At 66.7% G+C, this 24,717-nt stretch carries 21 protein-coding genes; 10 read left to right on the top strand and 11 right to left on the bottom strand.

Annotation, left to right across the window (positions count from 1 at the left end; translation table 11 throughout):
- Positions 1–130: 130 nt before the first annotated feature.
- Positions 131–1,174 (bottom strand): LacI family DNA-binding transcriptional regulator, encoded by a 1,044-nt coding sequence (locus ACSQ8Y_RS22265; RefSeq protein WP_436268604.1) that lies wholly within the window; start codon positions 1,172–1,174, stop codon positions 131–133.
- Positions 1,175–1,189: 15 nt separating this feature from the next.
- Positions 1,190–1,798 carry a glutathione S-transferase family protein gene (locus tag ACSQ8Y_RS22270; RefSeq protein WP_436268605.1) on the bottom strand — a complete coding sequence of 203 codons (609 nt, stop codon included), beginning with the start codon at positions 1,796–1,798 and terminating at the stop codon, positions 1,190–1,192.
- A 211-nt stretch (positions 1,799–2,009) separates the two neighbouring features.
- Between ACSQ8Y_RS22270 and purB the strand changes: the two genes are divergently transcribed.
- The 4 genes from purB (at position 2,010) to ACSQ8Y_RS22290 (ending at position 5,185) form a co-directional block, all read left to right on the top strand.
- The gene (gene purB, locus ACSQ8Y_RS22275) at positions 2,010–3,386 is read left to right on the top strand and encodes an adenylosuccinate lyase (RefSeq protein ID WP_436268606.1); all 1,377 of its coding nucleotides are present in this window, start codon (positions 2,010–2,012) and stop codon (positions 3,384–3,386) included.
- Positions 3,387–3,490: 104 nt separating this feature from the next.
- Entirely contained in the window at positions 3,491–4,015 is a 525-nt protein-coding gene (locus ACSQ8Y_RS22280; protein ID WP_436268607.1) for a cytochrome b, read from the top strand.
- Positions 4,016–4,039: 24 nt separating this feature from the next.
- The gene (locus tag ACSQ8Y_RS22285; protein WP_436268608.1) at positions 4,040–4,594 is read left to right on the top strand and encodes a YceI family protein; all 555 of its coding nucleotides are present in this window, start codon (positions 4,040–4,042) and stop codon (positions 4,592–4,594) included.
- A 24-nt stretch (positions 4,595–4,618) separates the two neighbouring features.
- On the top strand, positions 4,619–5,185 hold the full coding sequence (locus tag ACSQ8Y_RS22290; protein ID WP_436268609.1) for a YceI family protein: 567 nt from the start codon (positions 4,619–4,621) through the stop codon (positions 5,183–5,185).
- A gap of 211 nt (positions 5,186–5,396) precedes the next feature.
- Here the strand turns inward: ACSQ8Y_RS22290 and ACSQ8Y_RS22295 are convergent, their stop codons facing one another.
- Together ACSQ8Y_RS22295 and ACSQ8Y_RS22300 are read right to left on the bottom strand one after the other, a co-directional pair.
- A complete protein-coding gene (locus ACSQ8Y_RS22295; RefSeq protein ID WP_436268610.1) occupies positions 5,397–6,503 on the bottom strand; it encodes an acyl-CoA dehydrogenase in 1,107 nt (368 codons plus the stop codon).
- Positions 6,504–6,702: 199 nt separating this feature from the next.
- Complete coding sequence (locus tag ACSQ8Y_RS22300) at positions 6,703–7,266, bottom strand: glycine zipper 2TM domain-containing protein (protein ID WP_436268611.1); 564 nt, start codon at positions 7,264–7,266, stop codon at positions 6,703–6,705.
- 216 nt (positions 7,267–7,482) lie between these two features.
- On the opposite strand from ACSQ8Y_RS22300, the gene ACSQ8Y_RS22305 reads away from it, so the two are divergent.
- Positions 7,483–7,752 carry a GlsB/YeaQ/YmgE family stress response membrane protein gene (locus tag ACSQ8Y_RS22305; RefSeq protein ID WP_436268612.1) on the top strand — a complete coding sequence of 90 codons (270 nt, stop codon included), beginning with the start codon at positions 7,483–7,485 and terminating at the stop codon, positions 7,750–7,752.
- A gap of 149 nt (positions 7,753–7,901) precedes the next feature.
- Positions 7,902–10,058 carry a S46 family peptidase gene (locus tag ACSQ8Y_RS22310; protein WP_436268613.1) on the top strand — a complete coding sequence of 719 codons (2,157 nt, stop codon included), beginning with the start codon at positions 7,902–7,904 and terminating at the stop codon, positions 10,056–10,058.
- Between the two features lie 73 nt (positions 10,059–10,131).
- Here ACSQ8Y_RS22310 and ACSQ8Y_RS22315 read toward each other — a convergent pair whose 3' ends face one another.
- Entirely contained in the window at positions 10,132–10,446 is a 315-nt protein-coding gene (locus ACSQ8Y_RS22315) for a DMT family transporter (protein WP_436268614.1), read from the bottom strand.
- A 1-nt stretch (position 10,447) separates the two neighbouring features.
- Positions 10,448–11,062, bottom strand: coding sequence for a glutathione S-transferase family protein (locus ACSQ8Y_RS22320; RefSeq protein WP_436268615.1), 615 nt, complete (start codon positions 11,060–11,062; stop codon positions 10,448–10,450).
- Between the two features lie 101 nt (positions 11,063–11,163).
- On the opposite strand from ACSQ8Y_RS22320, the gene ACSQ8Y_RS22325 reads away from it, so the two are divergent.
- Positions 11,164–12,051, top strand: a complete 888-nt coding sequence (locus ACSQ8Y_RS22325; RefSeq protein ID WP_436268616.1) for a LysR family transcriptional regulator — start codon at positions 11,164–11,166, stop codon at positions 12,049–12,051.
- 26 nt (positions 12,052–12,077) lie between these two features.
- Here the strand turns inward: ACSQ8Y_RS22325 and ACSQ8Y_RS22330 are convergent, their stop codons facing one another.
- Positions 12,078–13,085, bottom strand: coding sequence for an alpha/beta hydrolase (locus tag ACSQ8Y_RS22330; protein ID WP_436268617.1), 1,008 nt, complete (start codon positions 13,083–13,085; stop codon positions 12,078–12,080).
- Positions 13,086–13,289: 204 nt separating this feature from the next.
- On the opposite strand from ACSQ8Y_RS22330, the gene ACSQ8Y_RS22335 reads away from it, so the two are divergent.
- A complete protein-coding gene (locus ACSQ8Y_RS22335; protein WP_436269890.1) occupies positions 13,290–13,853 on the top strand; it encodes an NADPH-dependent FMN reductase in 564 nt (187 codons plus the stop codon).
- Here ACSQ8Y_RS22335 and ACSQ8Y_RS22340 read toward each other — a convergent pair.
- Positions 13,810–14,346 (bottom strand): MBL fold metallo-hydrolase, encoded by a 537-nt coding sequence (locus ACSQ8Y_RS22340; protein WP_436268618.1) that lies wholly within the window; start codon positions 14,344–14,346, stop codon positions 13,810–13,812. The two genes, ACSQ8Y_RS22335 and ACSQ8Y_RS22340, sit on opposite strands and share 44 nt — an antisense overlap.
- A 283-nt stretch (positions 14,347–14,629) precedes the next feature.
- Here ACSQ8Y_RS22340 and ACSQ8Y_RS22345 point away from each other — a divergent pair, with 283 nt between their 5' ends.
- Together ACSQ8Y_RS22345 and ACSQ8Y_RS22350 are read left to right on the top strand one after the other, a co-directional pair.
- Positions 14,630–16,318 (top strand): M14 family zinc carboxypeptidase, encoded by a 1,689-nt coding sequence (locus tag ACSQ8Y_RS22345; protein WP_436268619.1) that lies wholly within the window; start codon positions 14,630–14,632, stop codon positions 16,316–16,318.
- A gap of 6 nt (positions 16,319–16,324) precedes the next feature.
- Positions 16,325–18,511 (top strand): FUSC family membrane protein, encoded by a 2,187-nt coding sequence (locus ACSQ8Y_RS22350; RefSeq protein ID WP_436268620.1) that lies wholly within the window; start codon positions 16,325–16,327, stop codon positions 18,509–18,511.
- Between the two features lie 6 nt (positions 18,512–18,517).
- Here ACSQ8Y_RS22350 and lhpI read toward each other — a convergent pair whose 3' ends face one another.
- From lhpI to ACSQ8Y_RS22365, 3 genes are all read right to left on the bottom strand, one after another.
- Positions 18,518–19,429 carry a bifunctional Delta(1)-pyrroline-2-carboxylate/Delta(1)-piperideine-2-carboxylate reductase gene (gene lhpI / locus ACSQ8Y_RS22355; protein WP_436268621.1) on the bottom strand — a complete coding sequence of 304 codons (912 nt, stop codon included), beginning with the start codon at positions 19,427–19,429 and terminating at the stop codon, positions 18,518–18,520.
- A gap of 253 nt (positions 19,430–19,682) precedes the next feature.
- On the bottom strand, positions 19,683–22,097 hold the full coding sequence (locus tag ACSQ8Y_RS22360; RefSeq protein WP_436268622.1) for an ABC transporter permease: 2,415 nt from the start codon (positions 22,095–22,097) through the stop codon (positions 19,683–19,685).
- Between the two features lie 145 nt (positions 22,098–22,242).
- Positions 22,243–24,564: a diguanylate cyclase gene (locus ACSQ8Y_RS22365; protein ID WP_436268623.1), complete on the bottom strand. Its 2,322-nt coding sequence runs from the start codon at positions 24,562–24,564 to the stop codon at positions 22,243–22,245.
- Positions 24,565–24,717 lie beyond the last annotated feature (153 nt).

Consider the following 24,717-nt stretch of genomic DNA (forward strand, 5'->3'; position numbering starts at 1 on the left):
TATTCAACAGTTTCAAAATTATTGCAATCGATTGCAATAAAAATTAAAGATCAGTTGTTTCCTGCATTTTCAGGACGTTCGTGCCGATTGCAAACGGTTGCATATCGCCGAAAAGGCGACAGAAGGAAACTCAGGCGCTGGCGCGCAGCACCAGTTCGGTGGGCAGTTGCAGCGAAGCCGCGCCCTGGCCGTCAGCCAGTTCCAGCAGCGAGGCCACCAGCGCGCGGCCGGCGGCGGCGATGGGCTGGCGCACGGTGCTCAGCGGAGGATGGAAGTAGGAAGCCAGCTCGATATCGTCATAGCCGACCACGGCCACGTCGTCGGGCACCGGGCGGCCCAGTTCGCGCAGCGTGTTGATGGCGGCCATCGCCAGCAAGTCGCTGCTGGCGAACATGGCGTCGAACGCGGCGCCCCGGCGCATCAGTTCGCGCACGCCCTCCGCCCCGCCGCCCGGCAGGAAGGACACCGGCACCTGCAGTTGCGGATCTGGCGCGATGCCTTGCGCGCGCAGGGCCTGGCAATAGCCCTGGTAGCGGTGCTCCACCTCGGGCAGGTTGATGTCGCCCAGGAAGGCGATACGGCGGCGGCCGCGCTGCAGCAGATGGCCGGTGGCCAGCGCGCCGCCGGCCACATTGTCGCCGCCCACGGTGCAGTACAGCTGCTGCGGCAGCTGCGCGCCCCACACCACGATGGGCACGCGGCGCGCGGCCAGCTGGTTCAACTGGTCGTGGTGGCGCCACTGGCCGATCAGGATCACGCCGATCACGCGGCCGCTGTCGAAAGGCTGGGCCGCCGCGTCCAGCTGGCCGGCGTCGACCCGGGTCAGCAGCATGTCCAGGCCCTGCTCGGTGAGGGCGTCGGCCAAGCTGCCCAGCATGGCCAGGAAGAAGGGATCGGTGAGCTGCTGGCGGGTGTCCGGGTCGTACGGCACCACCACGCCCACGGTGCGGTTCTGCTTCAGGCGCAGGTTTTGCGCGCCGATATTGATGGAGTAGTTCAGCGAGCGCGCCAGTTCCAGCACGCGCTGCCGCGTTTCATCGTTGACCAGCTTGCTGCCGGCCAGCGCGCGCGACACGGTCGAGGTGGACACGCCGGCCAGGCGCGCGATGTCGGCCATCTGCAGGCGGCGCTGCTGGGCGCTGGCTGCGGGCGCGGCCGGCTTCGGTTTCAGCATGGCGGAGGCGCGGCCTTATTGCGGCACGGTGTCGCGGAACGACGGACGCTCGGACAGCTTGTCGAACAGGCGGGCCAGGTTGGGATGGTCGCCGCGCCAGTCGATCTCGGGGAAGCGGAAGGCCAGCCAGCCCAGCGCGCAGCCGACCGCCACGTCGGCCAGCGTGTAGTGGATGCCGGCACAGTAAGGCGAGTCGTCCAGCTTGCGGGCCAGCTCGGCCAGGCCGAGGTGCACCTTCTTCATCTGGCGCGCGATCCATTCCTCGCTTTGCAGCTCGGGCGGGCGCTGCGTGCGCTCCAGGCGCACCAGCACACCGGCGTCGGCCACGCCGTCCGCCAGCGCTTCCCAGCACTTGATGTCGGCGCGGTCGCGCCCGTTCGGCGGCAGCAGCTTGCAGACCGGCGTCAGCGTGTCGAGGTATTCGACCATGACGCGCGAGTCTATCATCGCCTGGCCGTCCTCCATGATCAGGCACGGCACTTTGCCGAGCGGATTCACTTCATTGATGCGCGTCTCGGCGACCCACACGTTTTCCAGCTCGAACTGGCATTCGAGCTTTTTTTCTGCCAACACCACCCGAACTTTGCGTACATAAGGACTGGCAAGGGAACCGATAAGTTTCATAGAGGCCAACATTGAGGAATCAGGTGGCAGTATAACATTGTCAACCCGCGCGGGGGCTCATCGGGTGCGCTACCGTCCACGCCGCCACACCTGGCCCGCCCGCCGGGCTCGGCCTGCGCGGCGGTGGTAAAATGGCGGATTGCCTGCGTTTCCGCGCTGCGCAGGCCGCATCGCTTCCTTACCGCTTCTTTTAACCTTGCTTCCCGCCTCCATGACTACTACGCCATATTCCACTTTGTCGGCCCTGTCTCCGCTCGACGGCCGCTACGCTTCCAAAACCGACAAGCTGCGCCCTATCCTGTCCGAGTCCGGCTTCATGCACAACCGCGTGAAGGTCGAGATCAACTGGCTGCAGGCGCTGTCGCAAGCCGGTTTCGCCGAGATCAAGCCTTTCTCCGCCGCCGCCACCGCGCTGCTGGACAAGCTGGTGTCGGACTTCACGGAAGCCGATGCGGCCCGCATCAAGGAAATCGAAGCGGTCACCAACCATGACGTCAAGGCCGTGGAATACTGGCTCAAGGAACAGGTGAAGGACGTGCCGGAACTGGTCGCCGCCACCGAGTTCATCCACTTTGCCTGCACCTCGGAAGACATCAACAACACCTCGCACGGCATGATGCTGAAAGCGGCCCGCGACAGCGTGATGCTGCCGTCGCTGAACGCCGTGATCGCGCGCCTGACCGAGATCGCCCATGTCAACGCCGAACTGCCGATGCTGTCGCGCACCCACGGCCAGACCGCCAGCCCGACCACCCTGGGCAAGGAATTCGCCAACGTGGTAGCCCGCCTGCAGCGCGCCATCAAGCGCATCGAGCAAGTGGAAATGCTGGGCAAGATGAACGGCGCGGTCGGCAACTACAATGCCCACCTGTCGGCCTACCCCGCGTTCGACTGGGCGGCTTTCTCGAAGAACGTGATCGAGCAGCGCCTGGGCCTGGTGTTCAACCCGTACACCATCCAGATCGAACCGCACGACTACATGGCCGAACTGTTCGACGCCTTCGCGCGCGTCAACACCATCCTGCTGGACCTGAACCGCGACATCTGGACCTACGTCTCGCTGGGCTACTTCAAGCAGAAGCTGAAGGCCGGCGAAATCGGTTCCTCGACCATGCCGCACAAGGTCAACCCGATCGACTTCGAAAACTCGGAAGGCAACCTGGGCCTGGCCAACGCCGTGCTCAAGCACCTGTCCGAGAAGCTGCCGGTATCGCGCATGCAGCGCGACCTGACCGATTCGACCGTGCTGCGCAACATCGGCGTGGGCTTCGGCTACACCCTGCTGGCCTACGACAGCTGCTTGCGCGGCCTGAACAAGCTGGAAGTGAACCCGGCCCGCCTGGCGGCCGACCTGGAAGCGAGCTGGGAAGTGCTGGCCGAGCCGGTGCAGACCGTGATGCGCCGCTACGCCATCGAGAACCCGTACGAGCAGCTGAAAGAGCTGACCCGCGGCAAGGGCATCTCGAAAGAGGCGCTGCGCGACTTCATCACCGGCCTGGCGATCCCGCAGGACGCGAAAGACCTGCTGCTGGCGATGACGCCGTCCAACTACATCGGCATCGCCGACAAGCTGGCCAAGGCAATCTAAGCTAGTCTTAAGGCCGGGAATGCACTATTCCCGGCCGTCTCCAGCACGGTTTGTTTTTCTTTGGTATATTAGTCCTAACACGTACTAATTTCAGAAAGAAGCCGATGCAACGCTATTCGAAAACCGCCATGCTGCTGCACTGGCTGGTCGCCATCCTGATTATCGCCGCCTTTTTCCTGGGCCTGACGATGGTCGACATCAAGGGCTTCACGCCCACCAAGCTCAAGTATTACTCCTGGCACAAGTGGATGGGCGTCACCGTCCTGCTGCTGGCCGCCGTGCGCCTGCTGTGGCGCAAGGCCAATGTCCCGCCCCCGCCGCAGCGCGGCATGCCGCAGTGGCAAGTCAAGGCCGCCGACGCCATGCACTACGCGCTGTACTTCTTCATGTTCGCGGTACCCCTGTCCGGCTACCTGTACACCACGGCCGCCAATGTGCCGGTGGTCTACCTCGGCCTGTGGCAGATTCCCGCGCTGTTCGAGGGCACGCCGGAACTGAAGGCGCTGTTCAAGCCCGTCCATTACTGGCTGACCATGGCCATGGCCGCCGCCGTGCTGGCCCATGCCGGCGCCGCCCTCAAGCACCACTTCATCGACCGCGACGATGTGCTCAAGCGCATGCTGCCGTAACCCCATTTTAATCAGGAGTCATCCATGAAAATCACCCAACGCGCCGTACTCGTTTCCCTGCTGGGCCTGTCGCTTGCGGCCGGCGCCGCCGTCCTCAAGACCGACGCCTCCAAATCGACCGTGTCGGCCACATTCAAGCAGATGAACGTGCCGATCGAAGCCAAGTTCAAGAAGCACAACATCGTCATCGACTATAACGCGGCCGCGCCGGACGCGTCCAAGGCGACGGTGGAGATCGAGACCGCCAGCATGGACCTGGGCGACGCCGACATGAACAAGGAAGTGGCCAAGAAGGAATGGTTCAATGCGGCCCAGTTCCCGAAAGCGAGCTTCACCTCGACCGCCATCAAGAGCGCCGGCGCCGGCAAGCTGACCGTCAGCGGCAAACTGACCATCAAGGGCAAGACCGCCGACGTGAGCTTCCCGCTGACCGTGAAAACCGACGGCAAGAGCCAGGTTTTCGAAGGCGCGCTGCCGATCAAACGTCTGGCTTTCAATATAGGTGAAGGCGAGTGGAAGGATACCGGCATGGTCGCCGACGATGTTACGATCAAGTTCCACGTAGTGGCAGCACAGTAAAACCCACCCTCATCCGGAGATGCAATGAAATTCAAGTTTTTGATCGCCGCACTGATCGCCGCCGGCGCAAGCTCGGCCATGGCAGACACCTTCAACATCGACCCCAACCACACCTACCCTAGCTTCGAGGCCGACCACATGGGCCTGTCCGTCTGGCGCGGCAAGTTCGGCAAGACCACCGGCACCGTGGAGCTGGACCGCGCCGGCAAGAAGGGCAGCCTGGACATCGCCATCGACGCCAAGTCGATCGACTTCGGCCTGGAGGCGATGAACGCGCACGCGCGCAAGCCCGAGATGTTCAACGTCGAGCAGTTCCCGCAAGTGACCTACAAGAGCACTGCGCTGAAATTCGACGGCGACAAGCTGGTGGCGGTGGAAGGCAATCTGACGCTGCTGGGTGTGACCAAGCCGGTGACCTTGAATGTGAGCAAGTTCAAGTGCATCATGCATCCGCGCCTGAAGCGCGAAGTATGCGGCGCCGATGCCACCGCCGAATTCAAGCGCAGCGATTTCGGCCTGAACTACGGCATGCCGAACTTCTCGCCGGAAGTGAAACTGGCGATCCAGGTGGAAGCCATCAAGGCCGAATAAGCCCGTCCACACCGCTCAAGCCCCCGTCGCCCCGCGCCACGGGGGCTTTTTCTTCGGGCGCCGGCACGCATGGCGGATTACGCTCCGCTCATCCGCCCTACGGGGTCCTGTACGCGTCGTACGGGCACCGCATGCGGTGCCGTACGCGTACCGTCATATGTGTGCCGTAGGGCGGGTTAGCGGGAACCGCGTAACCCGCCAAGCAGCGAGCTCACGGCAGCAGCAGCGAGTGCTGCGTGGCGGTGTGGAAGTCGCGCCAGACGCGGTTGATCTCGCTGCCTTCGTGGGCGGCGTGCAAGCCGCAGCAGGGATAGAGTTCGTCGACCGCCTGGCGCGAGACGGACACCAGCGCCAGCGACGCCGACTGCAGCGCGCCCGTCTCTTCCGCCCCGAGCTCCCCGCCAGCCGCCACCACGGTCCAGGCGCGGTCCAGCAATGCATAGAAGTGCACGCGAGCCGACGCGTGGGCCTGCTCTTTGGCCCGCAGCAACGCCGCCACCTCCGGCACGTCGAGCAGCGGCACGCCCTTCATCGCATGCTTGCGCCGGCTCATGGCGGGCCGCGCCAGCTGTAAAAAGTGCGAGGCCATGCCGGCCACGTTGGCAGCCAGGGTGACGAAGGCCAGGGAATAGAAGGGGAAGCGGTACAGCGGACCGTCCGCCGTGGCGGCGGCCGCACTGATGGCGAAACCGTGGTCCTTGTGCAGCCATTGGCCGTTGATGCGGTAGCTGTGCGAGGCGCTGGCGCGCATGCCGATGCTGCCCCACGACGGCACTATCTCGACCTGCGCGGCGGGCACGATGAAGGCGCGGATGCGCGGCGCGCCCGCATCGTCGAGCAGTGGCCGGCCATGCTCGCGCAATTGGGCGTTCAGGGTGAAATGGGTGGCCATCGGCGCGCCACTGGCGTAGTCCCAGCGGCCCGTGACGCGGTAGCCCTCGCCTTCCACCTCCGCATGGCCGGTGGGCGCGCCGCTGCCGGCCACGCAGACCCTGCGCGTGCCGACGATGCCGCGCGCGACATCCGGCGGCAGGAAACCGGCGAACCAGCCGGCGCCGGCGCACAGCGTCAGCACCCAGCCCATGCTGCCGTCGATGGCGGCCACGGCTTCTTCGAAACGCACGACGTCCGGCAGTGCCAGCTCGGCGCCGCCGCAGGCGCGCGGCGCCAGCATGTTGAGCCAGCCGCGCCGGTGCAGCAGCGCTTGCTGGACCGGGTGCAGGAAGCGCGCGGCATCGGCCGCCTCGGCGTGACGCGCGATGCGGCGCGCATCACGCGCGCAAAGGGGAACGGCAAAGTTATCCAGGAAAATCGTCACGCAGCGCCTTCGCATCAATCATACGGAGCAGCCGCCCGGGCAACAGCTGGGCTGTTGCAAAGGCGGCTAAAGTCCGGTATTTTCTCACGCCATGGCGCATACAGTATCAGGCTGATCGCCGCGGAGCGGTCCCAGCTCCATTTCCCAAAGTGCAGGATATGTCCCCTGCGGAGGGGCATACCCTGCCCCTGCCTTGCGCTTACTTCTGCGCGGGCGCCGTTTCAGCCGTCGTCTGGTTGCGCTTGGCGATCTCGTTGCCGACGTAGCCGCCGCCCACCACACCGGCGATGGTCGCCAGGGTTTTACCCTTGCCGCCGCCGACCTGATTGCCGACCAGGCCGCCAACCACCGCGCCGATACCGATGCCCAGCGCGCTGTTCTGCGCCGCCGGGGCCGGAGCCTGCTGCTGGGCGACCTGCTGCGGTGCAGGCTCTTTGGCGGCCGGCGCCGGGGCGTATTCATGGTGCACCACGGTTTTGTGGTGCACGACTTGCTTCGGCTCAGGTGCAGGCGCAGCGGCAGGGGCAAGTTGCTGCGCAGCCAGCGCCGTGGGCGCGGCGGCGCCGGGAGCGGTCGCGCTCAACTCGGCCGGTGCGGCGCCTTGCAGCGTGGTGGCCGATACGGCCGGTTCCACCGCGCTCTTGGAGCCAGGCAGCAGGCCGGCGAAAGCGGCTGCGCCAACCAGGCTGGCGATGGTGACCGAGACGGCTGCGGCGGCCATCAGTGGGTGGATGCGGGTAGCGGTGGTAGCGGTACGTTCCATTTTTTATTCTCCAGTAAGGCGCTGAAGTGCGCCGATACCGTATTAAACGTGCCAGGAATCAAAACGGCTGTTGGAAAAGTGTTTCCTGAGTAATCAAATGTAAGCATGGACTGCGTACGCTGGCGCACGGACTGGGTCGGATATTGCTCCCAGAATAGTCTCAACGGCCAGACCCGGCCGGGCTGGCCCGGATGTCTACACACAAGGGGGATCAACATGAGCTTCATTATCTGGATTGTCATCGGCGGCATTATCGGCTGGCTGGCCAGCATGGTCATGAAGACCGATGCGCAGCAAGGCATCTTGCTGAACATGGTGGTCGGCATCGTCGGCGCCTTGCTGGGCGGATGGCTGCTGTCTCCGCTGTTTGGCGCGGGCACCATCAATGCGGACGATTTCAGCGCCGTGTCGCTGCTGGTATCGTTCCTGGGCGCTGTCATACTCCTGGCCATCGTCAACCTGATCTTCCGGGGACGCTTGCGCTGACGGGGTAGCTGGCAGCACCGCAACACTGACCAAAAGCCAACACCGGCGGTGTTGGCTTTTGGTGCATCGCAGCGAAGAATACCGTTGACGAAACCCTATGCCGTGAGGATACTCGGCATTTTTTTTCCCGCCACCGAGTCCTCTCGCACATGAACAAGACCCTGATCGCGCTCGCCATCCTGAGCACCGCAGCCCACGCCGACGAAGGCATGTGGATGCCGCAACAGCTGCCACAAGTAGCTAAGCAACTGAAAGCCGCCGGCCTGAAACTGGACCCGTCCAAACTGACCAAACTGACCGAGTTCCCGATGGGCGCCATCGTCAGCCTGGGCGGCTGCTCCGCCTCCTTCGTTTCGCCGCAAGGCCTGGTCGCCACCAACCACCACTGCGTCTACGACAGCGTAGCGCACAATTCCACGCCGCAGAACGACCTGCTGGCCAACGGTTTCCTGGCCAAGAGCCTGGCCGATGAAGTACCCGCCAAACCCGGCAGCCGCATCTACGTCACCAAGGAAGTAAGCGACGTCACGGCCGGCATCATCACGCCTGAAGTGGCCAAACTGAACGGCAAGAAACGCAGCGACGCGATCGAGAAGCACCAGAAGGCCATGGTCGCCGAGTGCGAAAAAGACGCGGGCCACCGCTGCACCGTGTCGGCCTATTACGGCAGCCTGGAGTACTACCTGATCAAGCAGCTGGAAATCCGCGACGTGCGCCTGGTACACGCGCCGCCGGCCGGCGTGGGCAAGTTCGGCGGCGACACAGACAACTGGATGTGGCCGCGCCACACCGGCGACTACGGTTTCTACCGCGCCTACGTGAGCAAGGACGGCAAGGCCGCCGACTTCAGCAAGGACAACGTGCCCTACGTGCCGAAGCACGTGCTGAAACTGGCCAGGGAAGGCGTCAAAGAGGGCGACTTCATCATGGTGGCCGGCTACCCGGGCCGCACCAACCGCCACCGCCTGCCGTCGGAAGTGGCGTTCACCTTCGGCTGGAACTATCCGCAGTTCGTGCAGGCCTCGGGCGACAACCTGGCCATCATCGCCCGCGTCACCAGGGACGACAAGGACGCCGCGCTGAAGTACGCCGCCCAGGTCGCCAACATCAACAACTACTACAAGAACCGCAAGGGCATGCTGGACTCCTACGCCGGCAGCGACTTCCTGGCCCGCAAGACGCAGCAGCACGAAGAACTGAAAGCCTGGGTCAACGGCGACGCCAGGCGCAAGGCTGAATACGCGCCCGGCATCGCCCAGGTCGAGCAGCTGATCGCCAAGCGCGACGCGCAGGTCAAGCAGGAGTTCGAACTGAATTACGCGCAGCCGCGGCTGCTGAACACGGCCCGCACCCTGTACCGCCTGGCCAACGAGTCGCAGAAACCGGACGCCGAGCGCAAGGCCGGCTACCAGGCGCGCGACCTGAAACGCATCGAATCGTCGGTGGACGCCCTGGTGCGCAACTACGACGAAAAAGTCGACAAGGCGCTGGTGCTGCATCACCTGGCCAAGTACGCGGCCATGCCGAAGGCCGAGCGCAACGCCAACTTCGACGCCGCCATCGGCATCGTCGACGGCATGGATGCGGCCGCCCTGCAAGGCGCGATCGACAAGCTGTACGCCGGCAGCAAGCTGGGCGACGCGGCCGCACGCAAGGCCTGGCTGGACAAGAAGCCGGCCGATTTCCAGGCCTCCGACGACAGCATCATCAAGGCCGTGGTCGCCATGTACGACGTGGCCATGAAGGAAGAAGCCGAGGACGAGGAACTGGCGGGCAGCCTGCAGCAAGCCTATTCCAGCTACATGAAGGCCAAGATCGCCTTCATGAAGACCAAGGGCCAGGCCGTCTATCCGGACGCCAACGGCACCCTGCGCGTCACCTTCGGCAACATCGCCGGCCGCCCATGGGGCACGGTGGACGGCACTGCCTGGACCGCGTTCACCACGGTCAAGGGCGTGCTCGCCAAGGCCACCGGCGAAGGCGAGTTCAACGCGCCGAAAGCCCAGCTGGAAGCGATCAGGAACAAGGACTTCGGCAACTACGTCGACGCCAGGCTGAAGTCGGTGCCGGTCAACTACCTCGCCACGCTGGACATCACCGGCGGCAACTCCGGTTCGGCCGCGCTGAACGCCAAGGGCGAGTTCATCGGCCTGGCCTTCGACGGCACGCTCGATTCGATCATCTCGGACTGGGACTTCAACAACGCCAACACGCGCGACATCCAGGTCGACCTGCGCTACATGCTGTGGAACATGAAGCACGTGGACAAGGCCGACAAGCTGCTGAAGGAAATGGGCGCCGAGTAATCACCGGCGTTTGACCCGGGCGAGCACTCCCGCCCTTGTAGCCACGCGCGCCCGACTGCCCGCGTGGCTTTTTTTATGGAGACAGCTTCAGCCCGCCGGCGCAGGCGATGATGGCGGCGATCAGCAGCAGGCGCACCGGGCTGGCGCTCTCGCCGAAGGCGGCCATGCCGATCAGCGCCGCGCCGGCCGCACCCAGGCCGGTAAAGACGGCGAAGGCGGTGCCCACCGGCAGCTGCCTGAGCGATACCGTCAGCAGCGCGATGGCGCCGTTGGCGAACAGCAGTCCCGCCACGCTGGGCCAGAAGCGGGTCCAGCCCTCGGCGTATTTCAGCGCCACCACCATCGCGATGTCGGCCAGCGCGGCGGCCAGCAGGATGGCCCAGGCCACGTCATTCCCCTTTCGCCCGCGCCATGCCGCGCACCGTGGCCGGCCGCGCGGCAATGCGCGCCAGCCAGGCCGCCACCGCCGGGAACTCCGCCATGTCCAGCCCCAGCTCGTGATGCGAGGCCAGCCAAGGATAGGTCGCGATGTCGGCAATGCTGTAATCGCTGCCGGCCAGGCAGGCGCTGGCCGCCAGCCGCAGTTCGAACACGCCATACAGGCGGCGCACTTCGCGGCCGTAGCGCTCCAGCGCCTGCTCGTTGCGCGGACCGGCGCCGGCCGCATGGCGGAACCACCACAGCTGGCCCAGCATCGGCCCCACGCTGGCCATCTGCAGGAACAGCCATTGCAGCACCGCGCTGCGCGCCGCGCCCTCCTTCGGCAGCAAACGCCCGGCCTGGTCGGCCAAGTGGACCAGGATGGCGCCGGATTCGAAGATGGCCTGGCCGTCGTCCACCAGCAGCGGAATCTTGTGGTTCGGGCTCATCGCCACGTAGTCCGGCTGGTGCTGCTCGCCCGCGTTCAAGTCCAGCAGGCGCAGTTCGTGCATCAATTCCAGCTCCTCCATGGCGATGGTGATCTTCTGGCCGTTCGGGGTGTTGGCGGTGTACAGGGTCATCATGCTGCTCTCCTCGCTAAGTGATGGTGCTAAGTGATGGCGCCAGTATGAGCTCCGCAAAAACGCATTAGAATTGGCAAAAACCTCGGAAAGGTTCCGCAAAAATGCATAAGCTGGATTGGGAAGACCTGCGCTATTTCAGCGCCATGGGCCGTGGCGGCAGCGTGTCCGCCGCCGCGCGCGAACTGGGGGTGAACCACTCGACGGTGCTGCGCCGCCTCGACAGCCTGGAGCGTGCGCTCGGCGTGCGCCTGTTCGAACGATTCCAGTCCGGCTACGCGATGACGCCTGCCGGGGAGACGCTGCAGGCCAGGCTGGCCGGCGTGGAAGAACAGATCGACTCGGCCGGGCGCGCCGTCGGCGGCCATGACCGGGAGCTGGGCGGCGAGATCCGCGTCACCACCACCGACACCCTGGCGCGCAGCATGCTCATGCCCAGCCTGGCGCGCTTCCAGCAGCGCCACCCCGGCGTGCGGCTGCAACTGGTGCTGAACAACGCCTTCCTGAACCTGAACCGGCGCGAGACCGACGTCGCCCTGCGGCCTTCCAACACGCCGCCGGAAACCCTGGTCGGGCGCAGGCTGGGCGCGCTCGGCAGCGCCATCTATGCCGCGCGCGGCTACCTGGAGGCGGCCGCCAGCCGCGGCATCGCGCCCGGCGACTGGTACGCGCACGACTGGATCGGCCTGGACGAGTCGCTGGCCCATCTCGAGCAGGCGCGCTGGCTGGCGGACAAGGTGCCGCCGGAGCGCGTGCGCATGCGGGTGGACAGCCTGCTGGCCATGGTGGACGCGGCGCGCGAAGGCCTGGGCATGGCGCCGCTGCTGTGCCATCTGGCAGACCGGGAACCGGGCTTGCAGCGCATGGCCGAGCCGGATCCGCGCTTCGACACCGGCTTGTGGATACTCACGCACCGCGACCTGAAAGACACCGCGCGCATCAAGGCGCTGACCCAGTTCCTCTACGAGGATCTGGGTCCGGCATTCAGCTGACGCAACGCGCGCCCGGCCTGGCCGCCTTACTTCAGGCGGGCCTTCAGTTCCTGCGACGCCTGGCTCATGGCCGCGCGCGTGCCGTCCACTTCGCTTAACGGGTTCAGCAGGCCGAAGTCGTGGATCATGCCGTTGTAGCGCACCGTGGTCACGGTCACGCCGGCGGCGTCCAGCTTGCGGCCGTAGGCTTCGCCTTCGTCGCGCAGCACGTCGAATTCTGCGGTCTGGATCAAGGTGGGCGGCAGGCCTTTCAGCTGCGGCAGCGTGGCTTGCAAAGGTGACGCGTAGATCTCCTTGCGCTTGGCTGCGTCGGTGGTGTAGCTGTCCCAGAACCAGACCATCATATCCTTGGTGAGGAAATGATTGCTGGCGAACTGCCGGTAGGACGGCGTGTCGAAAGCGGCATCGGTCACCGGCCACAGCAGCACTTGCGAGCGCAGTGTCGGTTCTCCCTTGTCCTTGGCCATCAGCGCCACCACCGCCGCCATATTGCCGCCCACGCTGTTGCCCGCCACCGCCAGGCGGCTGCCGTCGACCCGGATTTCCTTGCCGTGCGCGGCCACCCACCTGGTGGCGGCGTACGCCTGCCGGATCGCCACGCCGTAGCCGGCTTCCGGCGAGCGGGTGTAGTCGACATAGACCGCCGCCGCGCCGGAACCGGACACCAGGTCGCGGATCAAGCGTTCATGGGTGGGGAAGTCGCCCAGCACCCAGCCGCCGCCATGGAAAAACATGAAGGCGGGCAGCGCGCCCTTGCTGCCGGCTGGACGCACGATCACCAGCTTGATCTCCTCGCCGTCGACGGTGATGGTCTTGCGCGACACGTCGGCCGCCGGCAGCTTGGCGCCCCGCTGCGCGCCTTCCAGCACGGCGCGCGCGGCGGCGGGAGTCATGCTTTCCAGCGGCTGGCCGCCTTCGAGCGCGGTCAGGAATTGCGCCGTCTTCTGCTCCACGCCGGGCAGGCCGCCGGCGAAGGCGCTGGCTGCGGTCAGGGTGGCGAGGGAAGCTGCGATCAGGGTTTTTACGGCGCGCATGGTGTTCATCCTTAGATAGTGAGTTATTTGATAGTGCACTACTTGTTTACCGGGAATTGCCAGCGGTGTTGGCGCTGCATGGGAAGAATAATACATAGCGCGCTATTTAATAGCAAGCTATTTTTAGCAAACGCCTGAACGCGGCAACTTGCGTTAGAGTCAGTTTTGCCCATCCACCAACACATCCACCAACAACAGGAGAACATCATGTCCGTCAAAAAAATCGCCGTACTGGTCGGCAGTCTGCGCAAGGATTCGCTGAACCGCAAATTCGCCCAGGAGCTGGTGGCAATGGCGCCCGCTACGCTGCAATGCGAATTCGTCGACATCGGCGGCCTGGCGCTGTACAACCAGGACCTGGACGACGAGGGCCAGGCCCCGGCTGCCTGGACCGCCTTCCGCGAACAGCTGGCCAGGGTGGACGGCGTGCTGATCGTCTCGCCGGAATACAACCGCTCGATGCCGGCCTCCATCAAGAACGCCATCGACGTCGGGTCGCGCCCCTGGGGCAAGAGCATCTGGGACAAGAAAACGGCCGGCGTGGTGACGGTGTCGCCGGGCGGCGTGGGCGGCTTCGGCGCCAACCACCACATCCGCCAGTCGCTGGTGGCCCTGAACGTGGCCACCATGCCGGCGCCGGAAGCCTATATCGGCAACGGCGCCAAGCTGCTGGGCGAAGACGGCAAGGTCAATAACGACCAGACCCGTGAAGTGCTGGGCAAATTCATCGCCGCGTTCGCGGCATGGGTGGAGAAAAACGCAGCATGACGGCCAGTCCGCCGCGCCGCACGATGGCCAGGTCGGCGCCGGGGAAGCGCTCCGGCAGCGCCCGCATGTCCTCCTCCCCGGCGTCGCCGCCGACATAGATGCGGCAGGGCGCGGCCCCGCCGTCCGACAGGTCGAGCAGCGCGCCCAGGGAGCCCGGTTCCGGCGGCTGGGCCGCCGCCGCGCCCGGCATCACGGTCAGCCGCAGGCTGGCCCGTCCCTTGCGCATGGCATAGGCACTCCACAGCCGCAGCAGCTGGATGCGGCGCACGCCCCGGCCGCGCAGCTCGTCCGCGCAGGCGGCGTCGGCCAGCACCACCACGGCCCGCTCCAGCGGCTGGCGCAAGAGCCAGCCGCGCACCGCCGGGCCGCAGCCGCGCAACAGCACCAGGTCCGCTTGCGGCAGCGCGCCCTCCTCGGGCGGATCGACCAGCACGGTCATGCCGCCGTAGCGTATCAGCGCCTGCCCCTCCAGCAACTGGATGGACGGCTGCATGGCCGACGTATCCGCCCGCGCCGCCCAGCATGCCGCCACGGCGGCCGCCAGCGCCAGCCGTGCCAAGATCCGCCGTGCCAGTTTCATCCTGCGCTCCCGGGTGTGCAAAGCCCAGTGATAGCACGGCCGGCGGCGGCCCGGCATGAGGCCCCGCAAGCTTTGGCCGCATTGCAGCGAATCGCGCCGCGAAAATCGCGCATGGCGCCCGGTGATACAATTCGGCTCTGATGCAGCGCCTACCCGGCGCTCTTTCATCCCACATATCTTCTGAGATCCAGACGCCATGCACCCAGACATGCTCACGCCCTACGAACAGGGCAACCGTAACCAGACCACCCTGTGGACCGACTGCATCGCCTTCTACGAGGAGCTGGCGCGCCGCTTCCCGCAGGTGCTGCGCTTCGAGCAGATCGGCGTATCGGACGGCGGCATCCCGGTGCATCGCGGCGTGGTAAGCGCGGATGGCGTGTTCGGGCTGGACGAGATCAAGGGCGCCGGCCGCACCGTCTTCTTCAACAACAACGGCATCCACCCCGGTGAACCGGAAGGCGTGGACAGCTGCATGGCCATGGTGCGCGACTTCTGCTTCGACCCGGCCAGGCTGGCCGCGCTGGGCCGGACCGTATTCCTGTTCATCCCCGTGTACAACGTGGACGGCTGCCTGAACCGCGCCAACACCTCGCGCGTGAACCAGGATGGCCCCGAGCAGTTCGGCTTCCGGGGCAACAGCCGGCACCTGGACCTGAACCGCGACTTCATCAAGTGCGACAGCCTGAACGCGCGGCTGTTCAACCAGCTCATCGCCACCTGGCAACCGGATGTGATGGTCGACACCCACACCTCCAACGGCGCCGACTACCCGTACACGATGACCCTGATCCACACCCAGGCCGACAAGCTGGGGTACGGTCTCGGCCCCTTCCTGCGCGACACCATGCTGCCCGCGATCTACGCGGAGATGGAACAGCGCGGCTGGCCGACCTGCCCCTACGTCAACCCGGTGCAGGACAGCCCGGACGAGGGCATCGCCGAGTTCCTGGAAGTGCCGCGCTTCTCGACCGGCTTCGCGGCCCTGCACCATGTGATCGGCTTCATGCCGGAAACGCATATGCTCAAGCCCTTCGCCGACCGCTACGAGTCCATGCGCGCGCTGGTGGAGACCACGCTGGCCTTCACCGTCAGGCACGGCGCCGAGATCAAGCGCCTGCGCGCCGAAGCGAAAGCGCAAGGCCGCAAGCAGGCCGCATGGCCGGTGAGCTGGAAGATGGACGAGCAACATCCCGGCACCTTCCGCTTCAAGGGCTACGCGGCCAGGCGCCACGCCAGCGTGATCGGCAACTACACCCGATTGTCCTACGACCGCAGCCAGCCGTGGGAAAAGGACATCGCCTACTACAACAGCTTCCCGGCCGACGTCACCGTGCGCGCGCCGAAAGCCTATGTCGTGCCGCAGCAGTGGCGCGAAGCGATCGAGCGCCTGCAATGGAACGGCGTGCAGATGACGCGCGTGGAAAGCGCCACCACGGTGCAGGCGCAGTACTACCATATCGCCTCGGTCACCTCGCGCCCGGCGCCGTACGAAGGTCATATGTTCCACGACGCGGTGGAAGTGGAGGCGCGCAACGGCGCCTTCCAGCTCAACACGGGCGACTACATTGTGCCGCTAGACCAGGATAACGCGCGCTACGCCGTCGAAACGCTGGAGCCGCAGGCGCACGACAGCTTCTTCCGCTGGGGTTTCTTCAACAGCGTGCTGGAAAAGAAGGAAGCCTTTTCGGACTATGTGTTCGAGGACCTGGCGCTGGACATGCTGGAAACCGAACCCGGGCTGCGCGCCAGCTTCGACGCATGGAAGCTGGCCAACCCGGCGCTGCTGTCGGACCAGGACGCGGTGCTGCACTTCATCTTCCACAACGGTAAGCGGCACGCGGAACCGGAGTGGCGCCGCTATCCCGTGCTCTCCATCTTCTAAGCGGGTATGCATTACGCACTCAACCTGCGGACCTTCTTCTACAGCCACTACTTCCATCTGGGCCTGCGCTTCGCGGCGGGCCTGATCGGCGTCACCCTCATCGCGCTGCAGTTCGCCGGCATGGCTGTCGCCATGACGGTATGCATCGGCGCGCTGTGCACCGCGCTGATGGATATGCCAAGTCCGCTCAAGCACAAGCTCAACGAGATGCTGGCGTCGGTGCTGCTGTGCACCGCCGTCACCCTGCTCATCAGCCTGTGCGGCCCGGTGCCCTGGCTGCTGATGACCATGCTGGTGCTGGTGAGCTTCTTCGCCAGCATGATGGTGGTGTACGGGAAGAAGTCGATGCCGCTGCAACTGGCCACGCTGTTCATCATGACGATGTCGATGGAACACGTGATGACGGTGCGCGATTCCTTCCTCCACGCCGGCCTGTTCCTGCTCGGCAGCGTGGCCTATCTTGGCTACGCGATGGCGCTGGCCTGGCTGCTGCGCCACCGCATCAAGCAGCAGGTGCTGGCCGAGGCGCTGTTCGAGCTGGCCGCCTACATCGACATCAAGGCCGACTTCTACGACGCCCGCTACAACCTCGGCGAGCAGTTCAACAAGCTGGTGCGCCACCAGGCGCTGCTGGCCGACCGCCAGCAAGCCTCGCGCGACCTGATATTGCGCAGCCACCAGAACCGCAAGGACGCGATCGTGGTGCAGATCCATGTCTGCATGCTGGATCTGTATGAGCTGATCCTGTCGACCCACACCGACTATGCCCAGCTGCGCAGCCACCTGGCCGATTCTCCGGTGCTGGCCACGCTGCACGATCTGGCCTGCAAGGCCGCGCGCGATATCGAGTCGGTCGGCTACGCCGTCACGCGCAAGCGGCCTTCGCATGCGGCGATCAGCTATGTGCCGGAGCTGGACGCGCTGGAGGCGCACATCGCGCAGCTGCAGGCCGACGTCGTGGCCGGCAAGCCTGCGCACGAAGCGCTGGCCGTGCTGCGCGCGCAGCGCAACAAGATCCGCGCCATCATCCGCATGACCGGCGAGCTGCACACGGCCAGCCAGAAGGAGTACGAAGGCACGCCGTTCTGGGTGGACGCCGACATGCAGCCCTTCCTGTCGCAGCAGAAGTACGAACTGCAGCTGATGCTGTCGCACTTCCGCATGGACTCGCCGATCTTCCGCTTCTCGCTGCGGGTAGCGATGGCGATCACCGCCGGCCTGGTGGTCGCCGAGCTGCTGCCTTACGCAGCGCACAGCTACTGGATCGTGCTCACCATCGTCATCATCCTCAAGCCCAGCTTCAGCATGACCAAGCAGCGCCGCGGCGACCGCATCATCGGCACCATCATCGGCTGCGTGGTCACGGCGCTGATACTGAAGTTCATGAATTACCCGCCGGTGATCCTGGGCCTGCTGATCCTGGCCACGGTGGCCACGCCGACCTTCATCTACCTGCGCTACCGCTACGCGGCGATCGCGGTGTCCGTCATGATCCTGCTGCAGATGCATCTGATCGCACCAGGCAACACCAACCTGATCACCGAGCGCCTGGTGGACACCTTCATCGGCGCGGCCGTGGCGACCGCGTTCAGCTTCGTGCTGGCCAGCTGGGAATACCAGACCTTGCCGCGCCTGATACGCCAGGTGCTGGACATGAACCTGCGCTACATGCAGGCGTCCTTCGATCTGCTGCAGGGGAAGTGCCGCAACGACTTCCCTTACCGCATCGAGCGCAAGCGGCTGATGGACAGCCTGGCGGGCCTGAGCGCGGCGCTGGGGCGCATGCTCGACGAGCCGGCCAGCAAGCAGCGCGCGGCCGAGGACATCAGCCTGTTCATCGTGCAGAACTATCTGCTGGTCGCGCACGTGGCGGCCCTGCGCGCGATAACGCGGCGCCATGTGGACGACATCCCGGCCGGCGCCGTCAACGCCATGCTGGCGCAGAGCCACGCGCAGGTGTACGCGACGCTGACGCGCGCGCTGGCCCAGCATGGCCAGCCGCTGCCGCCGCCAGTGCAGCCTGTGCCCACGGTGGCGCCGGAAGCGGAGAAGGAGCAGGCGCAAGAGCTGGACGGCGCCGTCTCATGGCCGGGCTGGCCGGTGGTCCAGCGCCGCATCCGGTTGTTGCAGGCGGACGCGGATAAAATCGTCGTCCATAGCGAAGCCATCGTCCACAACGCGGCCCCCAGCTAGCCCTCCCTAGTTCTGCACCCGCTGCAAGGACAGGGCGACACGGGCGGCGGCCAGGTCCCAGGCGGCGCAACCGACCGTTTTGAACAGCACGGCTTCGCTGTCGGCCATGGCCGGGCGTCCGATAGCCTGCGCGATCCCTTGCACTTCCGTCCAGTCCACACCCGCCTGCAACAGGTCGCCCGCTTCGTGGTGCGCGCCCTCGGGGTCGTCGACAAAGACGCGGCTGGCGAGCACCGTCGCGGGGGCGATTTCGGCGGCGTCGGGCTTGAAAGCCCCTACTGCGATGATCAAACGGCCGGCGCGCGCGGCGTGCAGGTAGACCGGCTGCTTGCTGGTGGTGCCGGTGATGACGACATCCACATCCTCATCCATGTTTGCAAGGTCGGCAGCGGATGCGGCGATGCCATGCTCTGCGATGAAACCTTCGGCGGCGGAGCGGGTGCGGCCGGCAATGCTGATGCGCGCGGCCGGGTGCAGCGCGGCCAGCGCATAGCCATGGTTCAGCGTCTGCGTGCCGGTGCCGACCAGCAGCACATGGCGCGGCGCACGGCCCAGCAAGGTGGCGATGCCCAGCATGGACAGCGCGGCCGTGCGGCGGCCGGTGACGGTGGCGCCGTCCAAGGTCAGCTCGATTGCGCCGGTGGCGGCGTCCAGCACGCTGACCTGGCCGGCGATCGTAGGCAAGCCGCGCGCACCGTTGTTCGGCACCACGGTGATCAGTTTGTGGACGGCGATGTCGTGCGCGGTGGCCACCATCGACAGGATCACCGCGCCGTCGGCCAGCGGCACCACTTGCCGGTTGGGGCAGGCGATCGCGCCCTTGGCGGCCTGCGCCACGGCCAGGCGCAGCGCGACGACCAGCGCGGGGAACGGTATCAGGGCGGCGGTCTCGGCCGCGCTCAGCACTGCTTGAGGCATGGGCATCTCCAGTGGCGCGCGCACGGTCGCGCGCGGCGTACCGATTAGGATAGCAGGCATCGAGGACGCGTGGCGGCCTGCATTCCGCGCCGGTGGGCCTGCAGCGCGGGCGGAATTCACGCGCCGGCCGCGCCGCGCCGATGGCTCGGAGCCTGTTCTCGACGGCTCAGCCGCGCAATCGCGGCGACCTCGCTACGGGGTTCCGGCCGCTTCGCCAAGTGGTTCGATGGTTCGGCTGGACGGTTCCGGCGACTCAGCCGCGCAGCGCGGCGGCGGGCGCGATGCGCATCGCCGACAAGGTGTGACGCAGGCTCGCGGCCAGCGCGACCAGCAGCGCCAGCACGGCGGCGGCCGCCAGCGGCAGCACGGCCCATGCCCCCATCGGCGCCTGCACGGTGTAGCCGGCCAGGTAGCGCTGGATCAGCACGCCGGCCAGCGGCAAGCCAAGCACGGCGGCCGCGGCGCTCAACAGTACGAATTCGCGTCCGACCAGCACGGCGATGGCGCGCCGTCCGGCGCCATGCAGCTTGCGCAGCGCGATCTCGCGGCCACGCCGCTGCACGCTGTACGCGGCCAGCACATAGATGCCGAAGGCGGCGATGACACTGGCCAGCACGCTGGACATGGTGAGCAGCTTGGCCGCGCGCCAGTCTTCGACGTAGTTAGCTTCGTAGGCGCTGCGCGCGCTGCGCAGCTCCAGCACCTCGTCCGGGAAGTAGCGCCGCCATAGCGGCTCCAACAGCGCCCGCAGAGCGTCGCCGTCCAGCGCACTCCGCAAGGTCAGCACCTGCGCGTTTTTAGTGCCCACCATGTACACGGCCGGCTGCACCGCCGAGCGCAGGCTCTGGTGGCGCAGCGGCGGCGCAATGCCGGCAATGCGGAGTTCGGGAGCGCCTTCCATTGCCAGGGGCTGCCCGACTGCCGCCTGCGCCGAGGCATAGCCCAGCGCACGCGCCGCCTGCTCGTTGATGACCACGTCCCGCGTCTGGCCATGCGCGCCGCGTCCCGTCCCCAACAGCACTCCGGCTTGCGGCTTCAGGCCGTACACATCGAAGAATTCAGGACTGCTTTCGTACAGATTGATGCGCTGCTCCCGTCCGCCGGCGCTGCGGAAGGCTGCGCTCATCGGGATCGCCGGTGCGCCGACCGCGAGGTTGCTGGTGGCCGCTCCCTGCACGCCGGGCAGACGCGCCGCCGCCTCGTGCAAGGCCTGCACCGCGCCGGCCCCGGCGTTGCGCGGCAGCGCGGCCAGGCTGAGCCCCTGCGGATCGAAACCGGGCTGCAGGCGGGCCGCATAGCCGGCCTGCCAGGCGATGGCCAGCGCCAGCGCCGTAAGGGCCATGGCGGCGCCGAACTGGAAAGTGGTGAGGCCGCGCCGCAGCCATGCCGCGCCGGCGTGTTCGCCGCCGTCGCGCCCCGCCAGCGCCTGCTGCGGACGCACGCGCAGCGCCAGCAGCGCCGGATACAAGCCGCTGAGCACGCCGGTCAGCAAGCCCAATGCCAGCGCGGCCAGCACCGACCAGCCGTTGAAGAAATCGCCCAGCTTGCGCTCCACCAGTTCCGAAAACAGTGGCAGCAACAGCCACGCCAGCAGCAGGCCGGCGATCGTGGCGGCGAGCGACACCAGCACCGATTCGGCCATGAATTGCGACACCAGGCGCGGCGCGCCCGCGCCGAGGGATTTGCGCACGCCGATCTCGCGCTGGCGCCGCAGCGTGCGCACCGTGGCCAGGTTGACGTAGTTGACGGCGGCCAGCAGCAGGATCAGTACCGCGACCGCTGCCAGCGCCAGCACCAGGCCCCGCTCGGCACGCTGGCCGCCACCGAAGGCGGCCACTTCGGTGTCAAAATAGGCGTCGGCCAGCGGCGACAGCCGCAGCTCCAGCACGGTGCCCAGGCGTTTCACGGCATCCTGCCCAAGCATTGCGAGCAGGAAACGGTCTGCGTCCCGCTGCACCAACTGGCGCAGGGTTTCGGGCTCCACGCCGGGGCCGGGCCGCACCAGCACTTTGCCCGCCAGGCCGTTCCACCTGCGCGCGCTATTGGCATGCTCTTCCCGGCTCCACAGCGCGGAACCGGTGCCGATCAGGGCGGTGTAAGGCACGGTGGTGTTGGGCGGCGCGTCCGGCAGCAGCGCCGTGACATGCAGCAGCTTGCCGTCCGCCTCCAGCGCCTGGCCCATCGCGGGCGCCGTGCCGAACAGCTGGCGCGCCAGGCCGGCAGTGAGCGCGACGCCGTCCGGGCGGCGAAGGGCTGCGTCCAGGTTGCCGGTGGCGGCCCGCAGGCCGAACAGCGCCGGGAAGCTGGCGTCGACCATGGTCAGTTCGATTTTCTGCAGCCGGTTCCGGCCCGGCGCGCGCACCAGGGCGGAACGCGGCATGACGGAGCTGAGCGTCATTGGAATGCCGCTGGCTGCCAGCACTTCGCGCGCGGGCAATGGCATTTGCTCGGTCCATTGCGGCTGCGCCAGCAGGTTAAGTTTGTGCTTGAAGACGTAGACACGGCGGCTGTCCGGCACCGCGCTGTCGTAACTGAAGGAATAGTGGACGTAGCCGAGCAGCAGGAAGCTGGCGGCGAAGCCGAACGCCAGGCCGAGCACCACCACGGCGGTGTAGGCGGGTTGCTGGGCCAGCAGGCGCCAGCCGGTGCGCAAGTCGTTCAAATACATGGCGGGGCTTCTCAGTCATGGTCGATGTCCATGGTAATGCAAGCGACGTGCCAGTATGGGGATGGCCGGTACCGCCGCAGCGCCCGCCGCCAGGCTGTCCGCTTCCGCACAAACAGGTGTACGGAAGCGGACAGGCTGGACAAGCTCAGGCGTGGCAGACGCGGTTGCGGCCCGTTTCCTTGGCGTGGTACAGCAGTTCGTCCGCCTTCTGCAGCATCGCCTCGGCGGTGCCGACGGCGTAGTCGGCGAACACGCCCATGCTCATGGTCACTTTCAGGCCCGGCTCGACCTCGTGCCACGGATGCTGCTCGATGATCACGCGCAGCTTGTCGCACAGCGCGGCAGCGTTCGGCAGGTCGGTCTCGGGCAGCGCCAGCACGAACTCCTCGCCGCCGTAGCGCGCCACCAGGTCGCTCAGGCGCACATGCTGGCGCAGGATGGCGCCGACCCGGCGCAGCACCGCGTCGCCGGTGGCGTGCGAGTAGTTGTCGTTGATCTTCTTGAAGAAGTCGATGTCGCCGATCACCAGGCTCAATGGGCGCTTGTGGCGCACCGCCTGGTTATACAGCGTGCAGGCCTGCTCGTCGAAATGACGGCGGTTGTACAAGCTGGTGAGGACGTCGCGGATGCTCAGTTCCCGCAGCTGGTCGGCCTGCTCCATGATGGTCTGGTGCGAGGCCTGCAGCTCTTCGTGGCTGCGTGCCAGCTGCTCGCTCATTTCGTTGAAGGCGCTGGCCAGCGTGGCCACTTCGTCCTTGCCCTGCACTGGCACTTGTTGGCGCAGCGAACCGCCGTGCATGGCGCGCACGGCGCGCGTGAGGTGGCTCAGGCGGCTGCTCAAGCCTCGGCTGAGCGCCAGGCCGAGGCCCAGCGCCAGCACCGCCGCGCCGCCCGCGCCGGCGGCCAGCGAAGACCGCATCGCATCGAGGAATTCCAGTTCCTGCCGGCTCGGCGTCACCACGCCTTCGGTGGACACGTAGGCAGCCACCTTGCCATTGACCTCGATCGGCCGCGCCTTGCCGCGTTCGCTGACCGGCAACACCGCGCCGGCGCCATACAGGCCGGCGCCGAGCAGCACATTGTAGTCGGCGTCGGTCAGCACGAAACGGAATGGCGGCGGGTTGCCGCCGCGCTCGTGGATGGGCCGGCGGGGCGGACCTGCGCCGTCGCCAGCCGGTGGGAAAGCTGCCGGTGCCGGGGGCGCTGCGGTTGCGGTTGCGGTTGCGGCTGCGGTTGCGGGGGCGGTTGCGGTTGCGGTTGCGGTTGCGGTTGCGGCTGCGGTTGCGGGGGCGGGGACGGTTGCGGGGGCGGGGGCGGCAAGGTCCCGCGCGGCCGGCGCTTGCCGCTCGCGCGGTGCTTGCTGCGGATCGCGCGCTGGCGGCTGTGCCGGCTGTATCTCTTGCGCCTGTTGTCGTGCACCGGCGCGCCACGCGCGCACGCCGCCCTGCGGTGCGTCGCCGCCGTCCTGCGGACCGGTCGCCCCGGATTGCGCGCCGCTCTCGCCGCCCTGCCGTGCGTAGCTTCCGGCTGCTTGACGGCGCTCGCCGTCTTGCGGCGCGCGCTTATCCGCCCATGGTCGCTGGTCGCCCTCTTGCGGCGGATGGCGGCCATCCGGACCGGCGCCACGCTCGCCCTGCGGCGGGCGCCGGCCTTCGGGCGGGGGACCGCGATGTTCGTCGCCTTCTGGACGGCGGCCATCGGGAGGCGGGCCGCGCCGCTCGTCGAACTCCGGCCGCCGCCCATCCGGCGGGGGAGCGCGCCTGTCATCGAACTCCGGCCGGCGGCCATCCGGCGGGGGACCGCGCCTGTCATCGAACTCAGGACGGCGCCCGTCGGGCGGAGGACCTCTACGCTCGTCGGATTCCGGGCCGCGGCCGTCCGGCGGACCACGGCGCTGGTCGGCCTCGGAACGGTTGAGATCCTGCGGACGCCCGTCATCCGGGCGCGGTGGACGGGCGCCGTCCGGCGGCGCGGGACGCCCGCCTCCGTCTCGGCGCGGCGGAGCGTCGGCCCGCAGGCCGCGTTCGGTGGGCGGCAGAGCTTGCGGGCGGCCATAAGCGCCGCCCGCCGGCGGCGCCCCGGGCGCAACACCGGCCGCGACGCCGGTCCCCGGCGGCTGGCCGGCGTCCGGCGGGGGCCTGCCGTGCGACTGCATGTCTATATTCGGCGGCATGCGTTCGATCAGGTCGCTGGGGCGCTCGCCGCCAGCCCCTTGTCCGTCGCCGCGCTCCAGGCGTTCGGTGCGCTGCACGAAGCGGTCAAAGGATTCGGTGGCGATCGCGGTTTTCCAGTCGCCGTACTCGGTCAGGTAGGCCGTCATGAAGCGGTGGAAGTGTTCGCCCGCCTGCTTGCTGCGTATCGTATCGAACTTGGTATTGACGCTGGAATAGGTCAGCCCGCCCACCACCGCCACCGCCGCCAGCCCTGTCAGCAGCAGCGCCAGCATCAATTTGATACGCAAAGACATCCCGCTCTCCTTTTTTACTTTTCATTGCCGTGAAGCCATGAATGATACAGCAGTCGAACATGGATCCGCCTCTGCCGCAAGACCAGTTATATCGATTTTTTATAGGCCACATCACAAATGAAAATTTTATTTATGGATGTAGGGCATCTATAC

The organism is Pseudoduganella sp. LjRoot289 (genome assembly GCF_964252925.1).
Lineage (GTDB): Bacteria > Pseudomonadota > Gammaproteobacteria > Burkholderiales > Burkholderiaceae_D > Rugamonas.